The sequence below is a fragment of the Ensifer sp. ENS10 genome (genome assembly GCF_014852025.1).
Classification (GTDB): Bacteria; Pseudomonadota; Alphaproteobacteria; order Rhizobiales; family Rhizobiaceae; genus Ensifer.
Genome location: NZ_JACVAS010000009.1, coordinates 1 through 22,184, shown reverse-complemented (window position 1 = coordinate 22,184; position 22,184 = coordinate 1). Strand labels below are relative to the sequence as shown.

The following is a 22,184-nucleotide window of genomic DNA, read 5'->3' as shown; positions in this document are numbered from 1 at the left end:
GCTTTTGCTGTCATTTCAGGCGGATGACGAAGGGGTCCTGCATCGCGCCGGAGTAGTCGACGATGACGTTCTTCAATCGCGAGAACTCGTGCATGACCTCGAAGCCGCCGCGCCGGCCGTAGCCGCTTTCCTTGAAGCCACCGTTGGCGGACATGAAAGAGGCGGAGCGGTAGGTGTTGATCCATACGGTCCCGGCGTCGATCCGGTTGGCGAACCGCAGCGCCCGATCGATGTCCTTGGTCCAGATGCCGGAGGCCAGGCCATAGCGCGTGTCGTTGGCGAGCCGGATCATCTCTTCCTCGTCGCGAAATGGCATGACGCCGACCACCGGGCCGAAGAGTTCGTCGCGCATGAAGGTCATGTCGTTTTCGGCGTCGACCATCACGGTCGGTTCGAAGTACCAGCCCCCCGACGAAAGCCCTTGCCGCTGCGGCCGCCGGCCGCCGGCGGCGATGCGCGCCCCTTCCTTGATGCCGGAGGCCACGTAGGATTCGACTTTTGAAAGCTGATCAGCGAGCGCGAGCGGACCGATGTCGGTGTCGTCGGCCGTCGGGAGGCCGACGCGGATGCGTTCTGTCCTCGCGACGAGCGCCTCAATGAAGCGATCGTAGATGCGCGCTTCCACAAAACAGCGCGAGCCTGCGACACAGGTCTGGCCAGCGGCAGCAAAGACACCGGAGACGACGCCGTTGACCGCATGTTCGATATCGACATCGCCAAAAACGACATGAGGCGACTTGCCGCCGAGCTCCATCGAGCAAGGGACAAGGTTCTCAGCGGCGTTGCCGGCGATGCGCCGGCCCGTGGCCGTGCTGCCGGTGAAGACGTATTTCGCAATTCCGGGATGACGTGTCAGCGCCTCGCCGGCACTCTGGCCGGTACCGGTCACGACATTGACGACGCCGGCGGGAAAGCCCGCCTCGTGGATCAGCTCCGCAAGCGCCAGCGTCGTGGCGGTCGCATGCTCCGAAGGCTTGATGACGACCGTATTGCCGATTGCGAGGCAAGGCGCCAGCGTGCCGGTCAGAAGCATCAGCGGCGAATTCCACGGCGTGATCATGCCGACGACGCCCAAGGGTTCGCGCAAATTGAAGTTCAGCGTATCGAGACGATTGATCGGGATCGTCTCGCCCTGCAATTTGTCGGCCATGCCCGCGAAATAGTGGTAGCTGTCGGGCATGGAGCGCATTTGCGCCCGGGTTTCCTTCAGCAGCTTGCCATTGTCGCGCGTCTCGATTTCCGCGAGCGTGTCGGCGTTGGCGCGAACGAGTTCGGCAAGCCGGCGCATCAGCGCACCGCGATCGGTCTGCGTCATGCGGCGCCAGGCCGGATCGCGAAAGGCGGCATTGGCAGCGGCCACGGCGGCCTCGACATCGTCCGCATCCGCTTCGGCAAGATGATACCAGCACTCGCCCGTCGTCGGGTCGAAACTGGCGATGTAATTGCCGTTCTTCGGCGCCACGAACTGTCCGTTGATGAACAGGAGCTGGCGCGAACCTTCAATGGAACTGACCGTCGTCTTCATATCATTGTCCTTGGTCTTGGGAGGTCTGAAGCCAGGTACGGGCTTCGCCGTCGATCATCGCGATACGGCCGCCGTCGTCGGAATCCATGTAGATGCCGAAGCGGCCCGCCTGCCTCTCGCGTACGTAGCGCCGCAACATGGATCGCAGTTCGTGCGTCGCGATCGCATCGTCGGGAAGATCGTCGAGCGGGAAGAAGCGCAGATCCGCTGGCAGCCTGGTGCGGGCGCCGCCCTCGCCCGCCAGTCGGGCGCGATAGACGAGATAGCCCGGGTCGCTGTCTGCGACATCGAAGACCGAATAGAGGAAGGTCTCGTCCGGGACGAGCCGCAGCGCGTCGCCACCGTCGATGACGAGCTGGCTGTCCGCCTTGCGTCGCCGCGCAGACGGCAAAACCCAGCCGCCCTTGCCGTCCGAACGCAGAAGCAGGCCGTCGCCCGCTTCGATCAGATAGCCGATGATCATGCCATGCGACGCGAGCCAGCCATTCGGCAACGGGTCCTTAACGCTGGCATAGCGGCCGCGGCAAAAGCCGAGCGGTGCGGTCGGACTGGTACCAAAGGCCCGAACTTGGCCGATCAGGATCGCATGATCGCCGGCATCAACAGTGCTGAAAGTCGTGCAGTCGAACCAGGTCAGGCTGTCGGTCAGGACCGGCGCGCCCGTGTGGATGTGATCGTGGGTCACCGACTGAAACTTGTCCGGAGATTTTGAGGCAAAGGTTCCGGAGACGTCGACCTGTCCTTCATGGAGGATGTTGACCGCAAAACACCCTGCATTGGTGAAGGCAGGATAGCTCGAAGCCGACTTCGCAACGCAGACCAGAAGTAGCGGAGGATCGAGCGAAACCGAGGTGAAGGAGTTCGCAGTCATTCCACGCGGCGTGCCGTCATCGTCGCGGGTGGTGATGACGGTGACACCGGTCACGAACGTACCGAAGGCGCGGCGAAGCGCAATCGGATCAATCGGCACGTCCGTCGATGCTGCAGTCTCAACCATGCGCTTCTTGCCTCCTCACCATCAGGTTGATTGGAGGCTAATGCCGTCACGGCGGTCGTTCTTCCGTCGCTTCACAGGAGTGGGCGAAGAACTTCTGCATCGAACCCTAGGAGGCGATTGAAGGCCACGAAAAGGGGTGGCGACGTGGTCGCAAGACGGCTCCCGACGGACGAGGAAAATCTAGCTGCGGAGGGTGGAACGGTTGTCGATGACACCGTGCAGGCGGATCGCGAGTTCGACGGCAAAGCGCTTTTCCGGCGTTTCGACATCCACGCCAAACAGCTCCTGAATGCGCGCCAGCCGATAGCGCAGCGTCGTCACATGCAGGCCCATCGCGTCGGCACAAGCCTGGCTGCGACACCCCTCCTGCAAGTAGATCGACAGCGTTTCGAGGTAGGGGGTTCCGTTGTCCCGGTCGTGATCGGCGATCGCCCCAACACTCTCGTGCACGAAACCGCGCACGTCGCCGGCCTCGCAGGCAGCGACCAGCATCGGCAGCGGGCCGAAATCCTGCGCAGAGACCGCGCCAGTCAGACCAAAGGAGCGGCCGATGCGGATCATTCGGGCGCAGCGTTCCCAGGCCTGCGGATAATCCGACAGGGCGGCACACCGGTTGCTGGCGACGACGATCGGTGCCTCGTCGAAGTAACGGCCGAGTTCCTCGGCGATACGGCGGGCGAGCTTTGTCGTGCGCTCCTGCCGCTTACCCGTATCGTGGGGAACGAGGCAGACGACGCCGCCCTCGACGGCAATCAGGTTCGCCTGAACGGATGCCTGCTGCATGACACGCGACAGCGTGTGCTCCACATCGACGGAAGCGCCGCCAAATGCCTTCGTCTTATCCGGAAAATCGACGACGATCATCTGCTGAGGCACGGAAAAACTCAGGCCGAGCCGCTGGGCGCGCTGGGCAACATCGCCGGCATTGCGCCACCGCGCCTCCACGATCTCGAAGAAGAGTTCGGTCTGCGTCCTGGTCTCGAAGCGAAACCGGATGAAGCTTCGCATCATCTGCACGCTCAGCGCAAACTTGGCGCTGTCGAGCATCAGGAGATCGAGATCGCTGAACTCGCGCGTCGTCGGGAAGATGATGAGCGCCCCGACCAGTTGATTGTCGACCATCAGCGCTTCGACACGGGCCGTTATCTTGAACCGTTGCGTGCCGTCATCGAGGTAGAGGTTCACGGCATCGGTCGTCCCGCGCTCGACAGCGTCTCGGGCGGCCTTCATCAGCGGCCGGCTAAGAACGGTGGAAGCCGCCTCGTGCCAGCTGGCCTCGTCGTAGAGTGCGTTCGGCGGTTGGCCGGCGACAACCTGATTGGCGGTGAAATCAACGACCACCGTCGGATTCGGCAGCATCGTGCCGACCATGGCCGAAAGTGGTGCGACCGACCCATCGCTCAACACATGTTCCAGAAGCGAGGTATGTGCCTCCAGGGCGCGCTCCAGCCGCTGCGCCGACCGCTTCTCCGCCTCGAGACGATGTTCCCGTTCGACGGCGATGGCACCGAGGTGGATGATCGTGCCGAGAAAGGCGAGATCGTCTTCCGACACCTCGGCGACCTCGCGAGCAATGACGCTCAGCACCATCGGTCGGCCCTCAGCATCCCTGCAGTTCATCGGCATGACGAGCACCGTACGATAGTCGCGCTCGAAAGCCTCCTTCCGATAACCTGGAAACTCGGCGGATTCGCGTGCGTCACGGATGTAGACGGGCTCGTTTCGCTGCAGCGCGATCAGCGACGGGCTGGTCGCCAGCTCCCATTTGTCGGGCAACTGCCGCTCGATCAGTGTCGGATCGTAGCGCACGATGACATGGGCGTAACCATGCGCCGCGTCGATGCCCATGATCGACCCCAGAGACCAGTTCGCATGGCGACAGGCGGCCGCAATGAGCTGCTGCAGCGCCGTCTGAAGATCGCCACCGCTGTTGATCTGACTGGCGACGTCGCGGAGCGCCAGTATCTGGGACTTCTGATCCAAATCGTCTCGCCTCTTGACATCTATCAACCAACCATGCGCGCGGCGAAGGCCAAAGTCTACTCCGCTTCCGAGAAGCCGCAGCGCACATCTTCCGACGAAATATAGGAAGCGCCGCCCGGCGATCCCGCTAGGGTGCGAAGCAATCCCAACAAACAGCAACGGCGCATCCCATGACGATCGGCATTCGAAAAATCTGCACTTTCCTCGAAGAAACGCTGGTGGAGGGCGGCAAGGTGGCGCCGCGCCCGGTAAACGTCGTCGTGGTGGCGGCGGTGATCCAGAACCCCTGGGCGGGGCGAGGCTTTGTCGAAGATCTGCGGCCGGAAATCATCCGTATCGCCGGCGAACTCAGCCACGAGATGACGGACCGGCTGCTTCGTCAGATGGCGGCGGACCGGATCGAGGCTTGCGGCAAGGCGGCGGCCGTCGGCATTGCCGGTGAAATTGAACATGCTTCGGCAATGATCCACACGCTGCGTTTCGGCAATCCCTTTCGCGAGGCGATCGGCGGCACCAACTACCTCGAATTCGCCAACACCCGCAATGCGCCGGGCGCGCTGCTGTCGCTGCCGATGATGCACAAGAGCGAGAGCGGCAAACGATCGCATTTTCTCACTTCCAACTTCCAGATCGCCGACGCCCCGGGGCCGGACGAAATCATCGTCACCATAGGTGCCTCCGACAGCGGCCGTGCCCATGCCCGCATTGCCGACCGGTTCCAGGACATCGCCGAAATGGATGCGGAAAAGGCTGCATTGCTCAGCAAGGCTTGATAAGAGCAGACAAACGAGTTGCGCGGGAGTTTGCCATGAAGCTTGATGCGATCGACCTGCGCATTCTCGATGCAATCCAGCGGGATGGACGCATCACCAAACTTGCGCTCGCCGAAAAGGCGGGCCTTTCGCCCACGCCCTGCTGGATGCGGCTGCGCAAGCTCGAAAAGGCCGGCATCATCAGCGGCTACCATGCACATGTGGCATTGCGGCGTGTCGCGCCGGTTGCCAGCGTGATGGTCGAGCTGACGCTCGCCAACCACCGTCAGGCGGACTTCGACCGGTTCGAACGAGCCGTCCGCGATATTCCGGAAATCGTCTGCTGCTGGTCGGTCGGCGGCGGCGTCGACTACATCCTGAAAATTGTCGCCGCCAATATCGACGCCTATCAGCGCCTGATCGACACACTTCTCGATAGGGAACTCGGCATCGCGCGCTACTTCACCTACATCGTCACCAAGACCGTCAAGGAAGAAGCGGTGCTTCCCGTGTCTTTGCTGATGGCCGACGTGGCCTAGCAGGGACTGGCGCCGGAGCGCCAGACATACGCACCCGGCGGGACAGGGTTGCGAATTAGATCGCGCCGAAGTTACTCGTCCATAGCTCGCGAAGATCGGGATCCGCGTCGACACGCCGGGCAATACTGAGCAGCTTCGGGCAGTTTTCTGCCAGCCAATCGCGCCCCGGTCGCCAGCGCGTCATCGCCGCGATCCAGATATCAAGGGCAGAGAACCGCTCTCCGAGCGCCCACGGCGCGGGTGCGATCTCGTCCTCCCACTGGCGCCACAGATCCATTCGGCGCCCGAGCACCCGGCTGCGCAACTCGTCCGGCACGCTCGGTGCCCAACGCTCGGGGTAGTCAGCGTAGGTGAAGGTCCCATATACGGCAGTCACGAGCCAGATCAGGCGACGAAGAAAGGCAGGACGAAGCGGGTCCCCGACCGGTGGCGCAAGTCCGGCTTCTGGGTATGTCTCCGCAAGATGAAGCAGAATGGCAGCGCTCTCCGTCATCACCGTGCCATCGGGAAGTATGAGCACGGGCACCTGTGCGAGCGGGTTGACGCCGACAAGACGGTCCCGGGCCGGGCCGGGCGCATCGAACCCCGCGACATTCTCGAACGTGTAGGGTAGCCGCGCTTGCACCAGCGCCGCTTCGACGAGAACGGAGCCCCAGCTCGGAACGCCGTAGAGGCGGTAAAGTCCTTGTGTATCGGCCATCTTCATTTTTCCTCGCAGTGCACGGTGCCATTTTGGTCACCGCCCCGCAAGATTGTGCCAGAAGCGCCAGCTTCCGGAATGCTCAAACATCGCCCATGACTGAGTTGAGGTCGCAAGCAGTCAAAATTGACTGGTGCCACTCTCTGCCCGATCCAGGAACAAATTTCCGGGCCAGGCGTTCTGCGCCGAACCGGAGACAACGGCAATGCAAGCGATCATTTGGGATCACCCCGTCAGGGTTGGTGTGAAAGGCGAGCGCACCATCAACGGGCCACAGGATGCCCTGCAGTATCTCAGCGAAATGCCGCAGGGCGGATGGTTCTACGAACGGGCAAGAAACCGCTGCCGCGCTGCTCTGGAGCGCGGCGACCAGCTTGGGCTTTCGCGGAAAGCCTTCATTGGCGCGGCCATCGAATCTTCGTTCCCAATCTCAGACGACGACGTTCTTTCCTGAAGTCGATGGCAACTTGGTCTCGCGAACGTCCCACGCACGGACGGCGACGAGCAGCGCGACCGATGGTCTTCGGCCGTATCGCCGGGCGTTTACTACTCTTGCTCCGTAGACTTGCCACGTGCGGGCATCGGATTGTTTTTCGCTTCCATGGCGGCCTCGATCTGCCTGATGACCTTGACGGCCTCCTGGAGGATTGCCCGCATCTCGTCATCGTAGAGATGCACCGGCATCCCACCGGCCCGAATGACATCCATGGTTTCGGCTGACTTCTTCAGTCGATCGGGCTGCCCGAGCATCGTCCAGCCTTCCTGGACAGCGACATAGGCCCGGACGAGGAGGCGAAGCTTTTCGCCCTCCGTCAGCATGTGAACGTCACGCTCGGCCTGCGTCAGTTCTGCAATGACGTCTGAAGTACTTCTCATAGGACACCCAGGCTACGCAGATACCACAGTGCAACCGGTTCATTCAGTATGACCTAACGTATGGACCGGAGAAAGCAAGTGGCCTCGCCTTGGGCGACCGATTTGGCCAACGAAGGCCGAGGTCGTGGGGATCTGCTCGTCGCAGGAATTCTTCATCATGAAGCCTCAGGGGGCAGCATCAACGGGTTCTTAATCCTTCGTTGACCATAATTTCCGTCGAAGAGCCGAACCGCCGGTCGTTGCCGCCGGTGGATTGTACCTCGAATGAATCGGAACCCGCCGTGTCTGAGTATCCAGTAACCGCGTATCCGGCGCCTGTATCGTGCGGCGTCGCAAGAAGAAGCGTTCAGCGCATTGGACGATGGTTTGGGCGTGTGACCGCGATCGCAGCCATCGCAGCGTCCGCTATGGCCTTCACCACCACCGCGTCTTCGGCGGAAGTTCGATCATTAAAACTGTTCTTCACCCACACCGGCGAGCGCGCGACGATCACCTTCAAGCGGGACGGTAAATACGACCCGAAAGGGCTTTCACAAATCAATCGCTTTCTCCGCGACTGGCGTAGGAACGAGCCTGCCCGCATGGACCCGCGTCTTCTCGACCTCGTCTGGGAAGTCTACCAGCGTGCCGGGGCCAAGGACTACATCAACATCGTCTCCGCCTACCGCTCGCCCGCCACCAATAACATGCTGCGCGGCCGTTCGCGCAGCACCGGGGTCGCCAAGAACAGCCAGCACATGCTGGGAAAGGCCATGGACTTCTACATTCCAGGCGTGAAACTCGCTCGGTTGCGGGAGATCGCCATGCAGATGCAAGTCGGAGGGGTCGGCTACTACCCCACCTCCGGATCTCCCTTCGTGCATCTCGACGTCGGAAACGTGCGGGCGTGGCCGCGGATGTCGCGCCAGGAACTGGCCCGCATTTTCCCGAAGGGGCAGACGCTTCACCTTCCCGCCAATGGCGGGACCTTGCCGGGTTATGACCAGGCGATGGCCGACTACAAACGACGGGTCAAGGCCACCTCGATCGTGGCTGCGAACAGTGCCGGTCCAGCAAAATTCAAGACTGCGGCACCCGCCGACAACACCCTGCTCACCGCCATGCTTCCAACGCGCAAGAGCCGTGGGGAAGAAGCCCTCGAACGCCAGACCCTCAAGCAGACTGTCGAAGAGCCGCCGTTCTTCGACCTTGCGTCAATCAGCGTCCCGCTCCCGACGCTCCGCACGGTCGCCAGCGAGCGCGCGCTCCCAGTAAACATCTCTGCATTCGTTCCGTCCTCGTCGTTCAAGATCGCACTTGGCACGGGCATGATGCGGGCACCGGGCGCAAGCGAATCCAGTCTCACGGGCTCGCCGTTCGCGAAGACGGAGTGGGCCATTCGCGACGCTACGCTTCTCAAGTGGGCGCTGGCGCCGGCCAAGGATCTTGAGCAACTCATCCTTCCAGCAGGCCTCTGGTTCTCGGTGGCCAGCGCTGAGGATGCAAACCGCGCACCGAAAGGCGCTTCCCAACTCGGCGAACAGAAAAAGGCCTTTGACAAGGAACGCTTCTGGTCGGACGGCTGATTGCGGCGCGCGGACGTGTATCCCGGCGACATGCAGTCGAACCGGCCGCCAGTCAATCAATCGGTCGGCTCAACCTGCCGGCTCCGCCCACCTCACAGAGACGTTTCAGACGCTACGATTTGGCGCCGTCAGCCATGCTGCTGATGTAGGCGCAGAACATGTCGGCCATGGCGCCGGCATAGGCCTCTATCTCGGCCTCACTCCGTGGCGTCTCTGAAAACACCTTACCGACGGTGGTCATCGTCGTGATGATCAGATCCGCGGCCAGTTGCCGGGCAGCACCGGTGCTGTGCGGAAGCACTTCCAGCATGAAATTTTCGAAGATCGGATCGCCCGCTTCCTTTGCCTCCCGAGCTTCGGGCGCATCGCGATAGAGCGGGGCGGCATCATCAAGCGCGACGCGGACGGTCGCCTCCTCGCATTCGGACCGGATAAAGGCATGGACGAGGGTCCGTAGCCGCTCAAACGGCGATTGCGAGCGATCCTCGAGGATACCCCGCAGAAGATCCGTCGTCTGCTGCCACTCATCGCTTTGCAATCGAAAGAGGATCGCGGCCTTGTTGGGAAAATACTGGTAGAGCGATCCGATGCTCACGCCGGCTTTTTCCGCCACCCGGGCGGTGGTGAATCTCTGCGCACCCTCCTCCGCCAAAACCTGAACAGCAGCCTGCAAAATGGCGCGGACAAGCTCGTTCGAGCGCGCCTGCCTTGGCTGTTTTCTTGAGGATATACGGGCACTTGGACGATCCGTCATTGGGGCGCTCGGCAATGCGATTAGCAAATGCGACGAATTATTCGTATTTTCAATTTCAACACAAGCCGCATTCCTACAACGGAGCTTTTCATGACGACCTTGACCACCGAACCTCTCGCACCGCTTCTCGATCGCCTGTTCAAAGAAGCCGATGCGGCATCAAGTCCGGCGATGGCCGCGCTTTCGCGCGAGGAGCGCGAACGTCTCGTGCGCAGCAAGACGGAATATCTCGATTTGTATGGGCGACTGAAGGATCTCTGGCTCCCGGTATCGCGCGAAACGGGCACGCTGCTTTACATGCTGGCTCGCAGCTGCGGCGCGAAATCGATCGTGGAATTCGGCACATCCTTCGGCATCTCCACGCTCCATCTTGCCGCCGCGCTGCGGGACAATGGCGGCGGGCGATTGATCACCAGCGAGTTCGAGCCTTCCAAGATCCTACGGGCACGCCAAAACCTGGCTGACGGCGGCGTTATCGACCTTGTCGAAATCCGGGAAGGCGATGCGCTCAAGACCTTGAGCACCCGTCTTCCCGAGACGATCGATCTGCTGCTGCTCGATGGCGCCAAGGCCCTCTACCGCGAGGTGCTGGATCTGGTGGAAGACCGTCTGAAACCCGGCGCATTGATTGTCGCTGATAACGCCGACGATTGCCCCGACTACCTTGCCCATGTTCGCTCAGACGCCTCGGGCTATATCTCCGTGCCCTTCGCGGAGGATGTCGAACTGTCCATGCGGGCCGGATAAATCTGCGGCTATCCAACCTTCAAGACTTGTCCAAAGACTGGAGAAACATCATGCACGTATTCGTAACGGGCGCGACCGGCTGGGTCGGCGCGGCCATCGTGGACGACCTTTTACGCGCAGGCCACCGCGTCGCCGGCCTTGCCCGCTCCATGGAGAAAGCAGAACATCTTGTCGCCGCCGGCGCCAATATAGTCCAGGGCTCGCTCGACGACCTTGATGTGCTGCGCGAAGCCGCATCGGCGGCAGACGCCGTCGTCCATACCGCTTTCAACCATGATTTCATCCATGCCGCCGGGAACCATGGCTTCACGACATTCCTCGAGAGTGCCGCACAGGACCAGCGCGTGATCGAGATCCTCGGCGGTGCACTCGAAGGATCGAACCGGCCGCTGCTGGTTACCTCCGGTCTGTCCGGCCTGCCGCGCGGCGTCACCGAAATGGACCTTCCGAACCCGGCCAGCCCGCGCAAGTCGGAGGCAGCAGCAAGAACCCTTGCCGCCCGGAGCGTGCGCGCAGCAACCATACGCCTCGCCCCGTCCGTTCACGGGATCGGCGATTACGGCTTTGTTCCGGTCCTGGTGAAGCTGGCGCACGCGACTGGCGTTTCGGCCTATGTCGACGAAGGACAGAACTGCTGGTCGGGTGTTCACAGGCTGGATGCCGCCCGCGTCTACCGGCTCGCCCTGGAGCAGGGAGTGACGGAACCGGTGTACCACGCCGTCGCCGACGAGGCGGTCCCGTTCAAGGAAATCGCCGCTGTAATCGGCCGCCAACTCAACCTTCCTGTCGAGGCGCGGCCGCGTGAACACTTCGGCTGGTTCGCCACGATGGCAGGCGCCGACATGGCCGCTTCCAGCGCGCATACCCGGACATTGCTTGACTGGCAGCCTTCCGGCCCCGGCCTTCTCGCAGACCTCGATCAGCCCGGCTACTACACCCGATGAGCGCTGGTGGTCAGCGATGGGGTGCTGTCGCTGTCAACCGCGATGTTGGCCCACAACGTCGACCCGGCCGTCCGGGCGGAGTGGCTAAACGGCATGTTCCTGCCGTCAGACGCTTTCGATTGGTCGCGCAACGTGGTCCTCCTTCGCAGCGGCGACCAGACGATACTCGTCGACGCCGGCCTGGGTTTGGACCCTGACCTGAACTTGCGGTCGGGTTCGAACACCCCGACTGGCACAACGGCTTTTGAACACGACCCAGAGGAAGCAACTCGCGTTGCAGCCCAATCCTCCTCAACCGGGACGGCGACATCAAGCGCACCAGGGACCTGACCCGCCACGTCCTTCTCGACGGCGTCGGATCCACCCACTGGAACGACTGGTTCCGTCACCACGACCAGGAGATACCCGTCACGGTTCGCCGGCTGAGTTTTGAAGATTTCAATCAGAACCTCGCGGCGGCACGCTGCGGAATTGGCATTGCGATGCAGGACAACATCACTGCTGGCGAAGAGCTTGCCCAAGGTGCGCTTGTCCGCCCGCTCAGAGGTTTCATAAAATCGGCGACGAAGGCACGCAAAAGAACCGGGACCATTCCCCGCTCGCCAAGGTGTTCATCGATTGGGTGGTCAACGAAGCCCAGGCCACAATAGAATTTGCCTGAGGGAATGGAGCAACGGCCAAATCGCCCCAAATGAGGATACGCGTCGGTTGCGCGTGCTGGACTGAGCACTCGGACGATTGAGCAACGACGCAACAGTCGCCATAGTGCTGGCGCACCGCGGTGCCGGATTTTTCGGGAGGAAGCGACATGCATGAATTCGCAATTCTTGTCACCATCCTGGGCGTCTTCCTTCTTGGAGCCATGAGTCCTGGCCCAAGCTTTATTGTGGTGTCGCGTATCGCGATCGCCCGGTCACGCGCTGACGGATTAATGGCAGCGGTAGGCATGGGAATTGGCGGCTTTCTATTCGCTTGCATTGCAGTCGCCGGCCTCACAGCGATCCTCCTTCAAGTGGAGTGGCTCAGCATGCTGCTCAGGCTCGCCGGTGGCGCGTACCTCGTCTGGATCGGCGTCGGTATCTGGCGTGCCGCTCCCCAGACGATAGCGATTGCCGATGCGCCCGCAGATCAACCAGGTACACTGTGGAAGTCTCTGCTGCGGGGCCTTTTCGTGCAGATTTCCAATCCGAAGACGGCCATCTTCTATGCATCCATGTTTGCTGCGCTGCTACCGTCTCCCACACCCACCTGGATGCTGCTGGCGCTTCCGCCACTGCTCTTCATCAACGAGTTCGTGTGGTATGCGATTGTCGCCCTTGGTTTTTCGTCACGTGCGCCGCGGGTCGTCTATCTGCGCTCGAAGACCTGGATTGACCGCGTGGCTGGCGCTGTGGTGGGCGCACTCGGCATCAAGCTGATGGCCGATAGCGTGCGAACAATCGGCTAGGGCCTATCCGCACTCGACTCTCCTGACCATGTTTCAAAGCCGCAGACGTCGGCGTTTCCAACGTCGACCGCATACTGAATGTGCGGGGTCCGGTGCGCGCCCAGCCGGCCGAACGCGTGCGGGAAGCTGCCGAACGCATTGGATTTCACGGGGTTACGGCGATTCGCCGCCGCTAATATATGAGCGACGCTTACTCGCCGCGACCACGCTCGTACAGCATGTCGTGGATCGAACCCCCACTCGATAGACGGTGGGTTGCCCAAAGTTTGTGTTGACCGTTTTCGACGGCGCGGCGAAACTTGCAACCGGGAGCGAGGAGGAGGACGAATGATGGCTGAGCCAGACCGCTGGCGCCACATGGCAAGCGCACCGAAAAACGGCAGTCGGATCCTCGTCACGATCCGCCCGTCCGAACAGGGGACAGCGGAAGTTGACCTTGCATATTGGTCGAATGGCGATCAGTTCGGTAGAGAAGGCTGGCGCGCCTCCGATTCCTCGCCCGGCCGCATCATCGAATACGCCGAGCCGGAACTGAAATGCTGGATGCCGATGCCTTCAGCCAATCTCAATCTCACCTCGATGCCCCTACCCTGGGAAGGCGATGACGACCAAGAACTGGACGGGTCGGGGATTTGACGCAAGCGAAGAGCATACAGCAGACCGGCCCGCCATCCGGGTCCGGCAAGCAATCCATGTGCCCTTATCGGCCCGACGCAGGAACCGCTCTATTGGGCAAGCCCCCACGCAGGGGCAGAGTGCTTTGCGCCTTTTCCAGCCATCGCGCATGTCCTTGAATGGCCATCACCGTTCAGGCAATCCCGCTTTCCGCAACCCCTCGGCCATTTGATCTTGCCACCGCGGGATGTTTTGAAACCAGGGAAGCGCTCGATACCGGTCGATTGTAAAGCCTGGCTCGGCCGCCAATAGCTTCCTCGCAGCCCATCGGGAGGTCTCCAAGTCTCCGTTCATCGCCGACCAGGCGGCGAGATGACGGTAGGACCATGTGACGTCCGGATAGGTGTTGACGACCTCATGGGCTATCGCAATCGCCTCTGAAAGAGCACCTTCCATGGCCAAGGAAAAAGCCATCCCCAATCTCATGTTGAATGCGAGCGGATCTCTTGGGCTCAGGGTCATCCCCCGCTGGAAGCATTCCGGTGCGTGCGTGGCTTCGTCCTTGTAGATCGCGAGCCACCCCAGGCGCGCCCATGCCCAGGCATTGTTCGGATCAAGCGCAAGCGCCTTTTCGATAAAGGTGGTCGCGCGCTCCTGGTCGCCGCAGATGCTCATTGCCGCACCGGCGGCAGTCAGGGCGGTTGGATCGTCGCCGATCGAGCCCACAGCCTCTACCGCTGCGCGCGCCTTTTCCAGCTCACGCTCCGGTTGTTCGGTCCATAGGTAGGAGGCGTTCGAGGCGTGGCACCAAGCCAAAAGTGCATGCGCGCGACCATAGCCCGGATCGACGGCGATAGCTTGCCGCAGCAGTTCGATCGCCTGGTTGTTGGTATCCTTGCGGCGGCCCCAGAGGTTCGGGTAGGCGCGCATGACAAGGTCATAGGCCCTGAGACTGGTCGGCGGCCTGCGCCTAGCCAGTTCGATCTCGGCATCGCGGATCGCCGGGTGAATGGCGCCTGCCACCTGCGCCGCGATCCGATCCTGGAACTCGAACATGTGTTCGATTGCACCCTCGTAACGGTCGGACCAGAACTGGGTCCTTGTCTCCGCATCAACCAATTGCACCGAAATGCGCAGTCGATCGCCGCCTCGGCGAACGGTGCCCTCGACCACATAATTGACGCCGAGTTCCCTGCCGACCTCGCGCACGTCGACGAAGCGTCCCTTGTAGGTGAACGCGGACTGTCGCGCGATTACAAAGAAATTCCGAACGCACGAGAGCGCCGCGGTGATCTCCTCGACAACGCCGTCCACGAAGTATTCATCGTCTCGCCCGCTGAGGTTGTCGAAGGGCATGACGACGATCGATGGCTGGTCCTTGCCACGGCGGGCGGCAAGTGGTGGCACGGACGCGATGCCGCCTTCGACAGACGTCTCTTGCTGCCAATCGACCCCGAAGACGAAAATTGGGCGCGGGATGTTCTTCAAGTTGCGCTCGCCGAGGCTGATCAGCGGGAACGGCACTTTCCCATCGAGATGCTCGCGCACCGATGCGGAAATGCAGATGCCTGACGGAGCGGCGATCTCTTGCACGCGCGCAGCGATATTGACGCCGTCGCCGAGCAGGTCGTCTCCCGCTACGACCACGTCACCCAGGTTGATACCGATGCGGAACTCCAAACGGCGATCGGGCGGGCGGTCTTCCAAGGTACTGAAAAGACGGCGCTGGATTTCGACCGAGCACCGGACGGCCTGGACAGCGCTTGGAAACTCGGCGACAAACCCGTCACCGGCGGTTCCAAAGATACGGCCGCCATGCTCCTTCACCACTTCGGCAATCCTGTTGCGGCACACATTTAGTGCACCAAGCGTACCTTCCTCGTCCAGCGCCGCAAGGCGACTGAAACCAGCAACATCGGCTGAAAGGATGGCTGCGAGCTTTCGATCCATAGCGATGACCGCTCCTGCGGCGCCACGATATCGTTGGGCTTAATATGCGCTCAGTTTCCCATATTCACAGGTGCTTGTCGCCCGCAAGATCGGAGGATCTGCAGCAATCAGAATGCTGCGTCGCCACACGCCTGATAGGACGCATGGCGACGCAGTTTTCGGTTACCGCTGCGCGACCGGGCGCACCAGCGGCGTCACGCGTCGGATGGTCACGCGGCGGTTCTCCTCCTCGGGTTCCTGCGTGCCGATTTTCAGGAAGCGCTCACCATAGCCTTGCGTGACTAGGTTTTCCGCCGAGATGCCGTAAACTTCGGTCAGGAGGACTGCGACGGATTCGGCACGCTCATCGGAGAGGACCAAGTTCGAGCGATCAGAACCGACAGCGTCCGTGTGCCCTTCGATGAAGAAGGTTTCACCGGGATCCTTGTCGAGAATCTTCTGCATTGCGTCGGCGACCGTTCGCAGTGTCTTTGCCTGCGACATCGAGACTTCGGCACTCCCCGTCGCGAAGTGGATCGTGTCGAGATCGATGCGCCGGACCTTGTCACGCAGGCGGGCCGAATTGCGGACCTCATCGATCGTGTAGACTCGCTCGACGCGTTCGACCGGCGGCTCGGACAGGAATTCGTAGTAGTCCCGATCCGGTTCTTCCGAGTAATCGACGATGTAGTCGTCGACCGGAATCGTCAGGCGCATCGGCGGCAGTTCGTAACCGACGTCGACGATCGCCGGACGCCGTTCCTCCTGATACTCCGGCGCGTACATCAGCACATATTCGTTGCCGTCGCCGTCGACGCGCGAGCGTTGCAAGATGTCACCGTAACGGTCGTAGACGGTAACGATCCGATACCCGCCCGGGCGGACGATCGTTTCACGAACGCGGCCGCGCGGAAGCTCGTCGTAGTAGGCCTCCTGCGCATCGTGGCGCAGACGCGGACGGTCGTCGCCACGCACGAAGATCTGGTCGCCGACGCCGAGGACAACGCGATCGCCGACCCTCTCGACCAGTTGCACCTCGGTCACATCATTGTTCCTGGTGTTGTTGACCGTCGTGTTGTTGATCACCGTATTGTTGATGACGGTGTTGTTGACGATGTTCGTCGTCTCCGGGACCGCGAAGACTGGCGCCGCTTCGACGCGTCGCCCTTCTTCCTTGATCGCGGCCTCGATCCTCTGCGAAACGGCCTGCCGACCCTCGGCCGGAATCTCCGCCTGGGCCGCGGCGTCGTCGGTCGGCGGCGCTATGTTCTGATCCTGGACGCGCAGCTCCTCGCGCTGCTTGCGCCGAGCCTCGCGCCCCTGGTTGCCCCCGGAATTATCGGCGTCCTTGTCGCTGTCGAGCACAGCCGCGCCATTGTCGACCGGAAGCACCACGGTTTCGTCGGTCGCCGCCGGATCCTGGGCGATCTTGCGCTTCTCTTCCTTCGTGCGCTTGTCGACAACGATCGGAGCGGCCTTGCCCTGGTGCTCCTCGCCCTGGCGCTGCTCGGCCGTTGCGGGTTGTTCGGCCCCTGGAACCGGCTGCTGCTCACCCTCGCCTGTCTGCGGCGTCGGCTGCTCGGCTGTGGTTTCGCCTGTCGGTGCGGCACGCTCTTCGAGGGCCTTTTGCTCCTCGGGCTGCTTTCCTTCAGCTTGCTGCTTGCGCTTCTTGGGTAGCGGTACCTGCTGTTCCTCGGCCTTCTGAGGGTTGCCTTCCTCTACGGCGGGCTGCCGTCCTTCCGCCTGCTGCTTGCGCTTCTTGGGCGCGGGTGCCTGCTGTTCTTCGGCCTGCTGCGGGGTCCCTTCTTCTACGGCGGGCTGCTGGTCTTGGGCCTGCTGCTTGCGCCTCTTGGGCACAGGATTTTGTTGCTCCTCAGCCTGCCGCGGAGCCGCTTCCTCGACACCAGGCTGCTGTTCCTCAGCTTGCTGCTTGCGCTTCTTGCGCACAGGAGTTTGTTGCTCTTCGGCCTGCTGCGGAGTCCCTTCCTCTGCACCAGGCTGCTCCTCCGCCTGCTGCTTGCGCTTCTTGCGCATCGGAGCTTGTTGCTCTTCGGCCTGCTGCGGAGCGCTTTCCTCGACGCCAGGCTGCTGTTCTTCGGCCTGCTGCTTCCTCTTCTTGCGCACAGGCGCTTGGAGTTCTTCAGCCTGCCGCGGTGCGTTTTCCTCGGAGCCGGGCTGCTGCTCTTCGGCCTGCTGCTTGCGCTTCTTGCGAACCGGCTCTTCGACCTGACGCTGCGGCTCCTCGGCCTGCGGTTGCTGCTGTTCTGTCTGCCCTTCCTCGGCGGCATGCTGCTTCTTGCGCTTCTTGAGCAGAAGCAAGTCCTCGGGAGACTGCTGGTCGGTCCCTTCCTGCGCTACCTGGAACGGCGCCCTCAGGCTCTCGGCTAGCGCCGGCTGAATCGCGAAAGATACGGCGAAGACGGGCAAGGTCACCGTTGCGAAAAGTTTGGATCGAATCGACATCATCTTTGTTCCTCTTATTGGGAGGTCCCCGCGCCAGTTGCGCTTATCGCCCGCATCAAAGCCGGCAGAACGGTACGCCTGTTCGCGCGCCCCAAGGGGCCATGCCCCGCGGCTCCGACTTTTTTGTGTCAGCCAAAGGCTCGTCCCAACGCCGCAGTTCCCGATCGGTTCCGCTTGCAGGCCGATCCCGAACCTGCTGGCGGCAGGTCGCGCTGTCGTTCGTATTGATCCGAAAGGCGAATTTTCGGAGGTCGCTGGCCAAGCGCGCGAGCGTTTCCTCACTGAACGGCATTCCTGCGGACATTACTGCTCGTTGGTAAGTGGTTATTGGGCGAAACATTCCGTGGGCAAAGCACCAAAACAGACGCCATTGCCGAAATCGAGCAATACACGCTCCATCACCATTCGACCGACACCGTTGCCGGCGCCTCCCATCGAGCTCCCGCCGGAGGTCAAGCAACAGGCGGAAAAAGCCCGTGCGAGTGAATCCGCCCTTGCGGTGCCCGAACGTCTTCTGAGACCCCACGCAGTCATCGCCTCATGCCTCGCGGAGCACGAACAGAAAAAGCGTCAAGCCCGCAGTGAGCACGATCCATGGAGGCGCAATCTTTATGACCCTGGCTATTTCTCCGAAACGGACCACCGCAAACACCGCATTCTGGATGCGCTGTTCAAGGCGATTGAGCGCCAAGGCGGAGAGGTTAAGCAGGGAGAGCGCCAACTTGCCGAGCAGCGCCGAAGAACATCGGCGTCGCAAGCGCGACGCTAGCCGCTGGCGACGCTTCCGGGACTTAGCGCAAGATTGGCACGAGCTCAGTGCCGTGCGCGATTTCCTAGTGGCGCTGCGATCAATGGACTTCACCACCACCGCCGAGATCGATGGCCGCAGCGTTGAAGAGTAGATCGCATGGGCCGAGGGCTGGCTACAGTCGGCTGATCCGACGGCCGGCGGCGTCGACGGCGTGTTCGAGCAGGTCGCTGAGCCGCCACCAAATCTGCCCCGCTTACCCGCGCTTTCGCCAATTTAAGAACGATTAACCGTTTGAATTGGCGTATTAAATCGCACGCACGGATACTAAGCACCAACATCGTTCCGTCACCCAAACGTCCCGCATTCTCGACCATGACTATCGATAGTGATTAAGTATCGATAGCGAGCCATCTCGAAGTGATTTTCTTGCCATCTAAAACTATAGTCGCTATATTCGAAGGGATTTCGATCGAGGAAACGCAATGTCCGAACCGCAACTGTCCGTCCGCAGCACCAAGGCCAGGGATCTGGCGCACGCGCTGGCGCGCCGCACGGGTCAGCCGATCAACAGGCTCGTCGAGCAGGCGCTCGAGCACTACGATCTGGAACTGCGCCAGCAGTCTATCCGGGCGCCGATCGATGTCCTGTCGGATTTGATGGCCGAAGGGCGGCGTGCGGTCTCGGCCGGCACGACATCCGCGCATGACGATTACTACGACGACTACGGTTTGCCGCGATGATCGCTGTCGATACGTCGGTCATTCTGGCGATGGCTCTGGCAGAGCCGGAGGCCGAACGGTTCACTGCGTTGGTGGGGCAGGAGGCCGTTGCGATCGGCTGGCCGACGCTGCTTGAGGCGCGCATGGTGCTGGCAGGCAGAGGATTTCCCAACGCTTCGGACATTGTCGATCAGCTTGTCCAGCTGCCGAACGTCACCGCGATTGCGTTCGACGAGGCGCATTACCGAGAAGCGGAACGAGCGTTCGACCGCTTCGGCAAAGGCCGCCATCCGGCCACGCTCAACATGGGCGACTGCTTTTCCTATGCTGTTGCGAGGATCACCAAAGCGCCGCTGTTGTTCAAGGGCAACGATTTTGGCCAGACGGACCTGAAAATTCACCCGGCATCATCCGGCTGAAGGACGATTGCCCACCAAGCCCGACGGGATCCCATGGAAGTCCGCGTCAGATTTGCTCTCGAAAAACTGCTGACCATCGCCCACGAGGACGCCGGCCAGGGCCGGCGGGTGGCGAAATTCCTGCTCGCCTGGTGGAACGCCGACGCCAATGGGGGCTTCGATCTCGCCGACCTGTTCGCCGTCGACCGCGCGGTCTCGGAGGACATGGCGACGATCTTCACCTCTCTCGCGCGGGAGGAAGATGCGGTCTACCCGACCGACTACCGCGGCGAGCTCGAAAGCATCATCAAACGCTGGCGGCCGCAAACCGATGGCTAAATCCGGCAAGAGCGTGAAGGCGACGTCCATTTCCGACGCTGTGCTGCGGCGTGCAGAGCAGCTCGACGCCCTCGAGGCCATCCTGCCCTTCGATCGCCGCGACCGACTCGCCGCACTTCTGACCGACGACGACGTCGATACCCTCAAGCACCTCGCCGGCGAAGGCATTGGCGACAATACACTTCGCGCACTCGCCTCCGATCTCGGTTACCTTGAGGCCTGGTGCCAACTCGCCACCGGCGTCCCCCTCCCCTGGCCCGCACCCGAGAGCCTGCTGCTCAAGTTTGTCGCTCATCACCTTTGGGACCCGATCAAGCGCGCCGAGGAGCCCAGCCATGGCATGCCGGCGGAAGTGGAAGATGGCCTCCGTGAGCGCCGGCAGCTTCGGTCCGAGGGACCGCACGCGCCCGACACGGTGCGGCGTCGGCTGACGAGCTGGTCGATCCTCACCAGGTGGCGCGGCCTTACCGGCTGCTTTGACGGTCCTTCGCTCAGATCCGCTCTGCGGCTCGCCGTTCGCGCCAGCGCCCGACCACGACAGCGCAAGAGCAAAAAGGCGGTCACAGCCGATGTTCTGGCGCAATTGCTGCTGGCCTGCGCCGGCGAAAGCCTGGTGAACTTGCGCGATCGCGCACTGCTGTTGGTCGCCTTCGCGTCCGGCGGTCGCCGCCGCTCGGAAGTGGCGGCATTGCGGGTCGAGGATCTAACCGACGAAGAGCCGGTGCGGGCCAACCCTACCGATGAAAACTCCGCCCTCCTCCCATGCTTGTCACTCCGCGTGGGCCGGACGAAAACGACGACGCGTGACGACGACGAACAGGTAGTCCTCATCGGCCGGCCAGTGGTGGCGTTGCGACGCTGGCTTGAGGAAGCCGATATCAAGGATGGCCCCGTGTTTCGGCGCATCGACCAGTGGGGAAACATCGACCGGCGAGCCCTGACACCGCAATCCGTCAACCTGATCCTGAAAGGCCGTTGCAAACAGTCGGGACTCGACCCGACCTTGTTTTCGGCGCATGGACTGCGGTCAGGCTATCTCACCGAGGCTGCCAACCGCGGTGTTTCCTTGCCAGAGGCAATGCAGCAGTCGCTGCACAAATCGGTGGCCCAGGCGGCGCGCTATTATAACAACGCGGAGCGAAAGAATGGACGAGCGGCCCGGCTCATCGTCTAGGCGAGACTACGCGCCGAATAATGTATCAGCTCGCTTCTCAAACGACTGCCATTCTTCAGGCTCAGCTTCCGCCTCCGATCTATCGCGCAGGTCAGCGGCTACCGCCGCCCGGCCCCAGGCTTCAGCGCGCTGCATAAGCGACACCATCTCTGCCTTCAAGCGATGCGAGCGCTGGAGGTCGGCGGCTTGCTCGGCATTCTGGCGCGGATCATAGAACACGCCGATTTCCGCGTCGGCCGCCTTTCGTTCCGCTTCCAACTGCGCCGTCAGTGCGGCCAACTCGGCCTTCACCGCAAAATACCGTCTCATCACAACGATGAGTTCGCGGTCGTCCGTCTCCATGAGCTCTCCCGAGGTTCTGTTTGCATGAGCACAATGATGATCAACAACAAGGCAGAATCGCGATGGGTCATTGGACTTCACAGTTTGGCGCAACGAAAATATCTGGCGTGGAAGGAGTGGGCCGCCCAGCACGAGCATTGCGGCGCCAGCCAAATAATTGCGACGGATGTATTCCGATGCGATGCTGCAATCGCCAAAACGCTTGCGCCGGGCTCCATTGCCTCAGCCACGGCCCGCTCCTTGAATTCATCGGACCACCGTCGCCGAAACTGCCGCGGCGCACCCTCAAGCCGTTCCGGAACGGCTTCGATCGGAAGTTTCTAGTTCCAGAGCTAGGCGCAGACATAGAAGCTCACAGTCTGTGAATCGTCTGTCCGCAATACAGGCCCCCGCGCTACCTAGGCCAGATGGGGGTCAGCTTGCCGCTTACCGTTCTCTCCGGGTAGCGCTAGAACGCCAAAAAAGCCCGGCGGATTTCTCCGCGCGGGCTTTTGAGTGTTTGGTTGCGGGGGCAGGATTTGAACCTGCGGCCTTCAGGTTATGAGCCTGACGAGCTACCGGGCTGCTCCACCCCGCGCCATCTAGGTAAACCGCTAAGCGGTTTATCCGTCATCGCGGTAAATCC

At 61.9% G+C, this 22,184-nt stretch carries 23 protein-coding genes, 1 tRNA gene and 2 pseudogenes; 15 read left to right on the top strand and 11 right to left on the bottom strand.

Annotation, left to right across the window (positions count from 1 at the left end):
• Nucleotides 1–10 precede the first annotated feature (10 nt).
• From IB265_RS26225 to IB265_RS26215, 3 genes are all read right to left on the bottom strand, one after another.
• The gene (locus IB265_RS26225; RefSeq protein ID WP_057249880.1) at nucleotides 11–1,525 is read right to left on the bottom strand and encodes an aldehyde dehydrogenase; all 1,515 of its coding nucleotides are present in this window, start codon (nucleotides 1,523–1,525) and stop codon (nucleotides 11–13) included.
• Between the two features lies 1 nt (nucleotide 1,526).
• On the bottom strand, nucleotides 1,527–2,522 hold the full coding sequence (locus IB265_RS26220; RefSeq protein WP_057249881.1) for a flavin reductase: 996 nt from the start codon (nucleotides 2,520–2,522) through the stop codon (nucleotides 1,527–1,529).
• A 180-nt stretch (nucleotides 2,523–2,702) separates the two neighbouring features.
• A complete protein-coding gene (locus tag IB265_RS26215) occupies nucleotides 2,703–4,505 on the bottom strand; it encodes a helix-turn-helix domain-containing protein (RefSeq protein ID WP_057249882.1) in 1,803 nt (600 codons plus the stop codon).
• A 170-nt stretch (nucleotides 4,506–4,675) separates the two neighbouring features.
• Between IB265_RS26215 and IB265_RS26210 the strand changes: the two genes are divergently transcribed.
• On the top strand, nucleotides 4,676–5,278 hold the full coding sequence (locus tag IB265_RS26210) for an amino acid synthesis family protein (protein WP_057249884.1): 603 nt from the start codon (nucleotides 4,676–4,678) through the stop codon (nucleotides 5,276–5,278).
• A 35-nt stretch (nucleotides 5,279–5,313) separates the two neighbouring features.
• Nucleotides 5,314–5,796, top strand: a complete 483-nt coding sequence (locus IB265_RS26205) for an Lrp/AsnC family transcriptional regulator (protein WP_057249886.1) — start codon at nucleotides 5,314–5,316, stop codon at nucleotides 5,794–5,796.
• A gap of 55 nt (nucleotides 5,797–5,851) precedes the next feature.
• Here IB265_RS26205 and IB265_RS26200 read toward each other — a convergent pair whose 3' ends face one another.
• Nucleotides 5,852–6,496, bottom strand: coding sequence for a glutathione S-transferase family protein (locus tag IB265_RS26200; RefSeq protein WP_112994905.1), 645 nt, complete (start codon nucleotides 6,494–6,496; stop codon nucleotides 5,852–5,854).
• Between the two features lie 205 nt (nucleotides 6,497–6,701).
• On the opposite strand from IB265_RS26200, the gene IB265_RS26195 reads away from it, so the two are divergent.
• The gene (locus IB265_RS26195; RefSeq protein WP_057249890.1) at nucleotides 6,702–6,950 is read left to right on the top strand and encodes a DUF982 domain-containing protein; all 249 of its coding nucleotides are present in this window, start codon (nucleotides 6,702–6,704) and stop codon (nucleotides 6,948–6,950) included.
• Nucleotides 6,951–7,042: 92 nt separating this feature from the next.
• Here the strand turns inward: IB265_RS26195 and IB265_RS26190 are convergent, their stop codons facing one another.
• Entirely contained in the window at nucleotides 7,043–7,372 is a 330-nt protein-coding gene (locus tag IB265_RS26190) for a hypothetical protein (protein WP_156414621.1), read from the bottom strand.
• A gap of 407 nt (nucleotides 7,373–7,779) precedes the next feature.
• On the opposite strand from IB265_RS26190, the gene IB265_RS26185 reads away from it, so the two are divergent.
• Nucleotides 7,780–8,937, top strand: coding sequence for a DUF882 domain-containing protein (locus IB265_RS26185; RefSeq protein WP_246806058.1), 1,158 nt, complete (start codon nucleotides 7,780–7,782; stop codon nucleotides 8,935–8,937).
• A gap of 112 nt (nucleotides 8,938–9,049) precedes the next feature.
• Here IB265_RS26185 and IB265_RS26180 read toward each other — a convergent pair whose 3' ends face one another.
• Nucleotides 9,050–9,691 carry a TetR family transcriptional regulator gene (locus IB265_RS26180; protein WP_057249894.1) on the bottom strand — a complete coding sequence of 214 codons (642 nt, stop codon included), beginning with the start codon at nucleotides 9,689–9,691 and terminating at the stop codon, nucleotides 9,050–9,052.
• Nucleotides 9,692–9,781: 90 nt separating this feature from the next.
• Between IB265_RS26180 and IB265_RS26175 the strand changes: the two genes are divergently transcribed.
• The 6 genes and pseudogenes from IB265_RS26175 (at nucleotide 9,782) to IB265_RS26145 (ending at nucleotide 13,465) form a co-directional block, all read left to right on the top strand.
• Nucleotides 9,782–10,438, top strand: a complete 657-nt coding sequence (locus tag IB265_RS26175) for an O-methyltransferase (RefSeq protein WP_192495306.1) — start codon at nucleotides 9,782–9,784, stop codon at nucleotides 10,436–10,438.
• 50 nt (nucleotides 10,439–10,488) lie between these two features.
• Nucleotides 10,489–11,382, top strand: a complete 894-nt coding sequence (locus IB265_RS26170; RefSeq protein WP_057249898.1) for an SDR family oxidoreductase — start codon at nucleotides 10,489–10,491, stop codon at nucleotides 11,380–11,382.
• Nucleotides 11,383–11,385: 3 nt separating this feature from the next.
• Nucleotides 11,386–11,589 (top strand): annotated as a pseudogene (locus IB265_RS26165) (MBL fold metallo-hydrolase); the annotation flags it as partial.
• Nucleotides 11,590–12,190: 601 nt separating this feature from the next.
• Entirely contained in the window at nucleotides 12,191–12,829 is a 639-nt protein-coding gene (locus IB265_RS26155) for a LysE family translocator (protein WP_058321952.1), read from the top strand.
• 71 nt (nucleotides 12,830–12,900) lie between these two features.
• Nucleotides 12,901–13,002, top strand: a pseudogene (locus IB265_RS26150) (LacI family transcriptional regulator); the annotation flags it as partial.
• A gap of 157 nt (nucleotides 13,003–13,159) precedes the next feature.
• The gene (locus IB265_RS26145; protein ID WP_057249940.1) at nucleotides 13,160–13,465 is read left to right on the top strand and encodes a hypothetical protein; all 306 of its coding nucleotides are present in this window, start codon (nucleotides 13,160–13,162) and stop codon (nucleotides 13,463–13,465) included.
• 165 nt (nucleotides 13,466–13,630) lie between these two features.
• On the opposite strand, the gene IB265_RS26140 is transcribed toward IB265_RS26145, so the two are convergent.
• Nucleotides 13,631–15,394, bottom strand: a complete 1,764-nt coding sequence (locus IB265_RS26140) for an adenylate/guanylate cyclase domain-containing protein (protein ID WP_057249906.1) — start codon at nucleotides 15,392–15,394, stop codon at nucleotides 13,631–13,633.
• Nucleotides 15,395–15,556: 162 nt separating this feature from the next.
• A complete protein-coding gene (locus IB265_RS26135; RefSeq protein WP_112994906.1) occupies nucleotides 15,557–17,836 on the bottom strand; it encodes an OmpA family protein in 2,280 nt (759 codons plus the stop codon).
• 343 nt (nucleotides 17,837–18,179) lie between these two features.
• Between IB265_RS26135 and IB265_RS26130 the strand changes: the two genes are divergently transcribed.
• The 5 genes from IB265_RS26130 to IB265_RS26110 all read left to right on the top strand — a co-directional run bounded on the left by IB265_RS26130 (nucleotide 18,180) and on the right by IB265_RS26110 (nucleotide 21,217).
• A complete protein-coding gene (locus tag IB265_RS26130) occupies nucleotides 18,180–18,605 on the top strand; it encodes a hypothetical protein (RefSeq protein ID WP_192495305.1) in 426 nt (141 codons plus the stop codon).
• A 464-nt stretch (nucleotides 18,606–19,069) separates the two neighbouring features.
• The gene (locus IB265_RS26125; protein ID WP_057252921.1) at nucleotides 19,070–19,327 is read left to right on the top strand and encodes a type II toxin-antitoxin system VapB family antitoxin; all 258 of its coding nucleotides are present in this window, start codon (nucleotides 19,070–19,072) and stop codon (nucleotides 19,325–19,327) included.
• Nucleotides 19,324–19,725: a type II toxin-antitoxin system VapC family toxin gene (locus IB265_RS26120; protein ID WP_057252923.1), complete on the top strand. Its 402-nt coding sequence runs from the start codon at nucleotides 19,324–19,326 to the stop codon at nucleotides 19,723–19,725. The genes IB265_RS26125 and IB265_RS26120 overlap by 4 nt, the downstream gene beginning before the upstream one ends.
• A gap of 33 nt (nucleotides 19,726–19,758) precedes the next feature.
• Nucleotides 19,759–20,043: a hypothetical protein gene (locus tag IB265_RS26115; protein WP_057252925.1), complete on the top strand. Its 285-nt coding sequence runs from the start codon at nucleotides 19,759–19,761 to the stop codon at nucleotides 20,041–20,043.
• Nucleotides 20,036–21,217, top strand: a complete 1,182-nt coding sequence (locus IB265_RS26110) for a site-specific integrase (RefSeq protein ID WP_057252927.1) — start codon at nucleotides 20,036–20,038, stop codon at nucleotides 21,215–21,217. Before IB265_RS26115 ends, IB265_RS26110 begins: the two co-directional genes overlap by 8 nt.
• Before the next feature lie 6 nt (nucleotides 21,218–21,223).
• On the opposite strand, the gene IB265_RS26105 is transcribed toward IB265_RS26110, so the two are convergent.
• The 3 genes from IB265_RS26105 to IB265_RS26095 all read right to left on the bottom strand — a co-directional run bounded on the left by IB265_RS26105 (nucleotide 21,224) and on the right by IB265_RS26095 (nucleotide 22,136).
• Nucleotides 21,224–21,559, bottom strand: a complete 336-nt coding sequence (locus IB265_RS26105; RefSeq protein WP_057252929.1) for a hypothetical protein — start codon at nucleotides 21,557–21,559, stop codon at nucleotides 21,224–21,226.
• Between the two features lie 77 nt (nucleotides 21,560–21,636).
• On the bottom strand, nucleotides 21,637–21,789 hold the full coding sequence (locus tag IB265_RS37820; protein WP_162728005.1) for a hypothetical protein: 153 nt from the start codon (nucleotides 21,787–21,789) through the stop codon (nucleotides 21,637–21,639).
• Nucleotides 21,790–22,059: 270 nt separating this feature from the next.
• Nucleotides 22,060–22,136 (bottom strand) — tRNA-Met (locus tag IB265_RS26095).
• Nucleotides 22,137–22,184: the final 48 nt, after the last annotated feature.